At 58.4% G+C, this 6,808-nt stretch carries 11 protein-coding genes; 9 read left to right on the forward strand and 2 right to left on the reverse strand.

Annotated elements, in window-relative coordinates; all coding sequences use genetic code 11:
* The first annotated feature begins 242 nt into the window (after positions 1-242).
* From ACEW8Q_RS05400 to ACEW8Q_RS05435, 8 genes are all read left to right on the forward strand, one after another.
* A complete protein-coding gene (locus ACEW8Q_RS05400) occupies positions 243-437 on the forward strand; it encodes a hypothetical protein (protein WP_373503032.1) in 195 nt (64 codons plus the stop codon).
* Positions 434-838, forward strand: coding sequence for a hypothetical protein (locus ACEW8Q_RS05405; RefSeq protein ID WP_373503033.1), 405 nt, complete (start codon positions 434-436; stop codon positions 836-838). Before ACEW8Q_RS05400 ends, ACEW8Q_RS05405 begins: the two co-directional genes overlap by 4 nt.
* An 8-nt stretch (positions 839-846) precedes the next feature.
* Positions 847-1,470 (forward strand): hypothetical protein, encoded by a 624-nt coding sequence (locus ACEW8Q_RS05410; protein WP_373503034.1) that lies wholly within the window; start codon positions 847-849, stop codon positions 1,468-1,470.
* Positions 1,470-1,856 (forward strand): hypothetical protein, encoded by a 387-nt coding sequence (locus tag ACEW8Q_RS05415; protein WP_373503035.1) that lies wholly within the window; start codon positions 1,470-1,472, stop codon positions 1,854-1,856. The genes ACEW8Q_RS05410 and ACEW8Q_RS05415 overlap by 1 nt, the downstream gene beginning before the upstream one ends.
* 117 nt (positions 1,857-1,973) lie before the next feature.
* The gene (locus ACEW8Q_RS05420) at positions 1,974-2,537 is read left to right on the forward strand and encodes a terminase small subunit (protein WP_373503036.1); all 564 of its coding nucleotides are present in this window, start codon (positions 1,974-1,976) and stop codon (positions 2,535-2,537) included.
* The gene (locus ACEW8Q_RS05425; protein WP_373503037.1) at positions 2,534-3,961 is read left to right on the forward strand and encodes a phage terminase large subunit; all 1,428 of its coding nucleotides are present in this window, start codon (positions 2,534-2,536) and stop codon (positions 3,959-3,961) included. Before ACEW8Q_RS05420 ends, ACEW8Q_RS05425 begins: the two co-directional genes overlap by 4 nt.
* A 121-nt stretch (positions 3,962-4,082) precedes the next feature.
* Positions 4,083-4,424: a DUF4258 domain-containing protein gene (locus tag ACEW8Q_RS05430; protein ID WP_373503038.1), complete on the forward strand. Its 342-nt coding sequence runs from the start codon at positions 4,083-4,085 to the stop codon at positions 4,422-4,424.
* 87 nt (positions 4,425-4,511) lie between these two features.
* The gene (locus ACEW8Q_RS05435; protein ID WP_373503039.1) at positions 4,512-4,895 is read left to right on the forward strand and encodes a helix-turn-helix domain-containing protein; all 384 of its coding nucleotides are present in this window, start codon (positions 4,512-4,514) and stop codon (positions 4,893-4,895) included.
* Positions 4,896-5,072: 177 nt separating this feature from the next.
* Here the strand turns inward: ACEW8Q_RS05435 and ACEW8Q_RS05440 are convergent, their stop codons facing one another.
* Positions 5,073-5,393, reverse strand: coding sequence for a hypothetical protein (locus ACEW8Q_RS05440; RefSeq protein WP_373503040.1), 321 nt, complete (start codon positions 5,391-5,393; stop codon positions 5,073-5,075).
* Positions 5,386-5,865: a hypothetical protein gene (locus ACEW8Q_RS05445; RefSeq protein ID WP_373503041.1), complete on the reverse strand. Its 480-nt coding sequence runs from the start codon at positions 5,863-5,865 to the stop codon at positions 5,386-5,388. Before ACEW8Q_RS05445 ends, ACEW8Q_RS05440 begins: the two co-directional genes overlap by 8 nt.
* A 237-nt stretch (positions 5,866-6,102) precedes the next feature.
* Here ACEW8Q_RS05445 and ACEW8Q_RS05450 point away from each other — a divergent pair, with 237 nt between their 5' ends.
* Complete coding sequence (locus ACEW8Q_RS05450; protein WP_373503042.1) at positions 6,103-6,450, forward strand: hypothetical protein; 348 nt, start codon at positions 6,103-6,105, stop codon at positions 6,448-6,450.
* The last annotated feature ends 358 nt before the right edge of the window (positions 6,451-6,808 follow it).

Here is a 6,808-nt window from a genome sequence, read left to right on the forward strand (position 1 = left end):
GGCCGCCAGGCGGCAGGACTTGGCGTCAAAGTCGGTACGGAGTGGCAAGGCGGGCATGGTATCGCTCCCTGTTTCCCACCTTGAATCAATTCACAGCTGATTTGTGAAGCCCCAGAGTCACCTTCAACGCGGATTGGTATCAATCCTGTGGATTCAACAGGTTCTCGTGCAATTACTCTTGCAGATGTTCTGGTATTGTTCCATATATATGTGACGTTATAACATTACAGTGAGACATCGCCATGCGCGAACGGTTTTCGAGGACTCTGGCGGTGCCGATCCCTCCAACATGGGATGAGGCGCTGAATGCCATTGCCGGTCGGGAGTTCAGGCCGGTGACGAGTGTGGCCCGCGAAATGATCCTGGCCGGTCTTCGGTCACGCGGCATTGATCCCTTCACTGCCAATGACGGCAACACGCCTCAGGAGGCAGCATGAGCCTCGCAGCCCTTGAAGCCACTGCCGGTACCCTCATTGTCGCTGACAGTCGCGGCGAAGATGTGCGGGCGGCAAAGCAGACGCTCACTGATCAGGTGGACGGTCCCGAAGCACTTCGCCTTGCAGGTCAGCGCCAATTGGATGTGGTGTACGGGACCCGGCTTGCAGGCTCACAGGCAGGCATCCTGGTCACACAGATCAATGCTGCCACGACGACGGCAACCGCCCTCAAGGCCAATCTGCAGGCCGTGAAGGCCATTGCGGAAACCGACCTCGACAATCCGGACGCCGGTGACGCTGCAATCACGGCACTGACAACCCTGCTGACTGCGATGGCAACCGCCAAGGCCGCCGTCAGCCTGATCCCGAACCTTCGATACGAAACCTACCGCGACGAATGAGGACCCCCATGGACGCTACCGCCCTTCTCGAATCCCTCGATACCGCCAAGGCCGCTGAACTGGCATTGCTCGAACGCCTCGGCCAGGCCCTCGCTGCCGGTGACGAAGACAAGGTTATGAGTCTGCAGCGTGAGTTGCGGGATGCTGAAGCTACGACGGCGGAACTGGATCGCGCTGTGTCCGCCATTGATGCTGCCACGCAGGCCGCCGAACGTACCCGGATCGAGCGTGAGAAGCGGGAGGCTGCCGAAGCCCGTGCGTCCCTCCTGGCCGATGCCCGTGCCGATCATGCCAACCTCGTGAAGATAGCGGCGAAGATCGACAAGGCCCAAGCTGCCTTTGACGGTCTGCTTGCAGAGATGGACGCGGCTGCCACTGAGTTTGCGGACAAGTATCGCCCGCTCGGCATGAACCCGGTCAACCGCTCATGGCTGACTGCGAAGTCATGGACGACTGAAATCCTGCACTACATCAAGAACAGGTCACACCGCACCCTTGTCAGTGCGCTTTATGCCTCGGGCCTGCAGACCTATGGGGCTGGCAAGCCGGTGGCAAAGATGGTGCCTGCCTTCGAACGGCTGATGGTGTTGCAGCCCGGCGATGGTCCCGAACACGAGAAGGAAGCGGCCTGATGGATGGCACTCCCGAACAGGTCGCCGCACCATCCATTGATGACCGCATTGCCGACTACTGGCGCGAACATGGCGACGTTCTCACAACGCCGGGCCATGTCGATCAGCCACGCCTCAATGATGAACTGACGCGACCCATGCATGTACTTGATGATTGGCAACTTGAACGTTTCTGTCAGGCACGATCTGTCAATGGTCAGCCGTCCAAGTGTTCGCCGGGCCGCGACTATGAAACGGCGCTTGCCTATGCCTTGGGCGTCATCGGCCGTAGCAGCGGATCGAAGAAAGCCGTCCTGACCGAGCGGCTGCAGCGCTTCCGTCCCGATGTCGTGGAACGCTTGGCAGAACTCGGCGGCCCTCCTGATGACCTTCACAAGGGCATCTGACATGCAGGGGCTGGCAACACTGCCTGCGGGCCTCGGAAGGCTCTCAGGGGCCTTTCCGACGCCTGAGGGTGCCGTTGTGGCGCTCGTCGTTGTCTGCGAACTGTGGAGGCTCCTGCAGTGACCGCAGACGCTGTTCCCGATGCGCTACCCGAGAAGGACCCGCTGACGCCGAAGCAGCGCCGGTTCGTGCAGGAATACCTGATTGACCTGAACGGGACCGCTGCCGCCCGCCGCGCAGGGTATTCCGCAAAGACCGCCAATGAACTGGCCGTGAAAGTGAAGAAGAGCCCGCATGTGGCAAGGGCCATTGCCGATGCCCTGGCTGAACGTGCAGGCGTCACGCGGGCTTTCATCGTGGATGAACTGGCGAAGGTCGCCCGTGCCAATGCCGGTGACTACTTTGAGTGGGGTCCGGGAGGCCTTGTCATCAAGGCCAGTGCCGATCTGACCGAAGACCAGAAGGCTGCCGTGGCCGAAGTTTCCCAGACAGTGACGGAGACGGGCGGAACAGTGCGCGTCAAGCTGCATGACAAGATTGCTGCCCTCGAAAAGCTGGGCCGGGTGTTGGGCATGTTCACTGACAATGCGGGGCCATCGTCTGCCGTGCAGATCAACATCAGCCTGCCTGATGGCGTTGAAAGCGTCCTTTACGGCAACAAGCCTTCAAAGGACGCAGCATGAAACCCGGCAACGGCAAGGCACCTTCAAAGTCCCGCTTCGTGATGACGGGGAAGCAGAAAGTCGCCTGGGAAGCCATCGGCGGCAACGTGCGCCACAATCTTCTCTATGGTGGCGCGCGAAGTGGCAAGACTTTCTTGATCGTTTTTGCAATCGTCTGCCGTGCACTGGCTCACAAGAGCCGTCACGCTATCATGCGCCACGCCTTCAACCATGTGAAAAACTCGGTCATCTTCGACACCCTGCCGAAAGTCATGGAAACCTGCTTTCCGGACCTCGTGCCCCACTGCACCCTGAACAAGTCCGACTGGATTTATACGCTTCCTGCCCGAGACGGCGGTACGTCCGAAATCGTGTTCTCCGGCCTGGACGACAAGGAACGGACGGAACGCATTCTCGGCCTTGAGTTCAGTAGCATATATCTGAACGAAGCTTCGCAGATCGCCCTGAGTGCTCGTAACATGGCGGCAACCCGTCTGGCCCAGCGGACGCCGCTGGCGCTCAAGATGTACTATGATGCCAATCCGCCTTCGCGCGGCCACTGGCTGCACAAGATGTTCATCGAGAAGATTGATCCAGAGAGCAAGCAGCCCTTGCCGAATCCGGCTTCATACCAGGCTGTGAAGCTGAACCCGCAAGACAACGTGGAGAACCTGGGCGAGGGTTTTCTTGAGGAACTGGCTGCCCTGCCATCACGCGAACGCAGGCGCTTCCTGGACGGTGAATGGGGGATCGAGAACGAAAGCCCGCTGTGGAGTCCGGAATTGCTCGACCAGTGCCGCCGCCTGGATGCACCTTCGGAATACTCACAGATCGTCATTGGAGTTGATCCGTCCGGGTGTTCGGGTCCTGCCGACAAGCGGTCCGACGAGATCGGCATAGTCGTCACCGGTCTTGGCCGTGACCAGAAGGGTTATGTCCTTGAAGACCTCAGCGGGCGCTACGGGCCTCGGGAATGGGGCAAGGTGGTCGCTGATGCCTACGACCGGCTCGGCGCGGATGCCGTGGTTGCTGAAACCAATTTCGGCGGGGCACTGGTGCGGGAGATTCTGCAGGTCGCAAAGCCGGGTATCCCGGTCCGGGAAGTCAAGGCCAGCCGGGGCAAGGCGGTCCGTGCAACACCGGTTGCGGCACTGTTCGAAACCGGCAAGGTGAAGCTCGCGGGCCGGTTCTCGGCGCTGGAAGACCAGATGCTGGCGATGAGTCCTGCAGGCTATACCGGTGATCGTTCACCGGACCGGCTGGATGCCATGGTCTGGGCGCTGGCGGCACTGTTTCCGGCATTGGCACGGCAGGACAGCGAATATCGCCATCGTCCGACCCATGCTGAAGACTACAACCCGATGACGTTCTATGATCGTCCGCAACCGGGGCAACCGGAGGGATATGACCCGTTTTCGCATGGGGATGAGCGGAGGCCGCGGTGACGAGTTTCACAACCTATGATAGTAAGTCTGGTGTTACGTTTTTGCCGCACTCGCTGGAACAATTAACTTGTTGCTGAGATTTAAGAGGCAGACTACATATCATTATGACAAGTGAAAGCGCATGAGCCAATCAAGCGCTAGTCAGAAAAAGCAACAATGGAAGCCAGCTGATGCAACAGACGCCATTCGGAGCATTGCTCAACATAGTGAGCTGACCCTTGATTTGACAGGTCATGCCCGAGCCCAAATGAGGGAGCGGGATTTGATTGTCAGCGAGGTCCTGCACGTGTTGAAGTTTGGGTTTATCTATGAGGACCCAGAACCAGCTACGCAAAAGGGATGTTACAAATACAAGGTAGAATCAACTTCTCCCGCCGGTGCGAGAGTCGTGCGCGTGGTCGCAATCCCTTGGGCAGAACCTCCTGAAATCAAAATTGTAACGGTTATGTGGCGCGACGAGTGATTTGTATGCGCCGAGGAGAGTGCGATGAACGAATACAGGTACACAGACTGTGGGCTCGATAACATATTCATTGCCGGAGTTACGTTCGTGTCCGACGACGCCGGAAACGAGGTTATTCGTATCCCGAACGTGAACGGCCTTCATCGCGCAATCGCCACTGGCATTGTTATTCGAAAGAACATGATGAACGGTCGAGAAATGCGATTCCTGCGGTCAGAGATGGGAATGACTCAAGCAGAACTTGCCGCCATGATTCATCGGGAGCCATTGACAATAAGCCGGTGGGAGCGCGGCGAAACGGACATTGATGCGAATGCAGAAACGCTTGTAAGGCTGCATGCCATTGAGCGGTTGAAGCTGAATGTCGAAGATGGTGTTAGTGAGATCAGCAGTTGGTCAATTCCAAGCGCTGTTCAACAGCCAATCATGATTGATGGATCAGATCCACGAAATTATAAGGTAGCTGCTTAGCGCCATGGAAGCCCCGGCCTCGTCAGGCCGGGGCTTTATTTGTCGCAGTTCTCAGTGCTGCCGTGGCGCCATCCACTTTTCCACCCTGTAAGTAAGCTGGAGAAAGATGGCAGCCGCAGAATAATCACCAGAACCTGATCGTGAGCCCCATGCCCATGGCCAGAAGCTACAATAGCCTCACAGCGTCACCGTCTGGTGGTTTAACATCATCAAGTCGCGCTTGAGTGAAGCCATTGCGAGAACCGGGTAATTGATGGGCGATCTGCCTGCGAGCGTTTCCTCAGTGATGAGATAGTCCACCACTTCGAATTTGTGCATGAGCTGGCAGGTGGCACCGATAGGGGTCTGCAACACTTCCAGTGTTGCGTTGTCGAGATTCTTCATTGCCTCAAACATGGGCTCGTCGGAATCATACCCGCTGGACTCCAGCTTGTGGACTTCAGCCTGAGCGATCCGGAACCTGGCCAGGACCTTCCAGAAATTCGACGCGTCAGACATTGGCAACCTCCTGCGCACCGGTCTTGCTGACAGCTTCGAGATAGCCGATCACCGCCGCGATCATTGCAGGGACAACCGGGCTCGCCATGATGTCGTCGCTCTCCTGTTTCGCGAGCCGCAGGGCATCAATTGCGCCTTGCAGGGTTGTGGCGGGTTGGCCCCATTTGCCCAAGGCTTCGTAGGCTGGGCCGTAGGTCCTTTCAACAAGGGCGTCGTGCCCCTCGTCCGTGTCCCATTCTTCGTCCGACGCGGCACAGAATGCGATATATCCACCGTGATAGGCTGCAATTGTTTCTCGGAGTGGGGTCGTCCATGGGCTCAGTGGGAGCCGCCATCGCAAGCGCTGGCACTGTGGATAGCGCAGCAAGACCTGCGAGCGCAGTACGACGGGGCAGAATCGGGGTATTGAGACACTCAGCCATTGGCTGACCTCCATGACAGGTTGACGATGGTTAGGGCCGGTAGGAAACATCACCTTCCTGCCGGTCCGCAACTGTGTTATCATAGTTGTTATGGCGAAGCAAGATACTGTGATAACAAGGAAGCGGCGCGGCCCGGCGCCAACCGGGAAGGGAACGCTAGTCGGCGTTCGCCTTCAGCCCGACATGCTCGCGGCGCTCGATCGCTTCACTGAGAATCAAGAAACTGGCCTTACCCGGCCGGAAGCCATCCGGGCCATTCTTGGCAAGGCCCTGAAGCTCAACGCCCGATGAAAAAGCCGATCGATCACGAAACCCGAAAGGCGGGCAAGGCTGCAGCCGACACCTATCTAGACGTACCTCCGCCCGACGCGGTCGAGCTTCGCCGGGTGCGGCGGGCCCTGAAGACGCTAAGCCGCGAGGACGTATCCGCCTGGAAAGCCAGGGAGTTGTGGCAGCCGGCCTATGAGGGTGGCCCCATGCTCTTCGACCACTATCAGGCCGTTCTGCTGGCGGCTCTCAAAGGCGAGGTGCCGCGTTCCATCCGCCGCATTCGCGCGGCGCGGCCGGTAACCAACCGGACCCGGAAGATCGTTGAAGCGCTTCTTGCCCTGGGAAGAGTCAAGCGGCCATCCTGAAGGTTGCTCACGTCAACCAGCGCGCAGTGATGCTGGCCTGACACCAGGCGGCTGAAGGGTCTTCGACTTCCCGTCCCGGCCTTTCAGCCATTGATCAGGGGACGGAGAAACATCAAGCTTCACGGTTCCTTGGCGGGCGAGGATTGCAACGTTAAGCCGAAAACACCAACTTGAAGTCGAGATCACAGTCTGAAGCACTAACTACAAAAATCCGCAGCCGGGGGATGTCCCGTACTCTGTTGAAAATGCCAAGGCTGGCGTCGCTGGTTGAACCTTATGCAGCATCGGCCAAGCGGTCAACTGCATGGGAGGCTGGCTGCTCGGTCCGATGGTTTTGAAGTGCGGCCTTGAGGATTGG

Source organism: Aestuariivirga sp. (assembly GCF_041738905.1).
GTDB lineage: Bacteria > Pseudomonadota > Alphaproteobacteria > Rhizobiales > Aestuariivirgaceae > Aestuariivirga.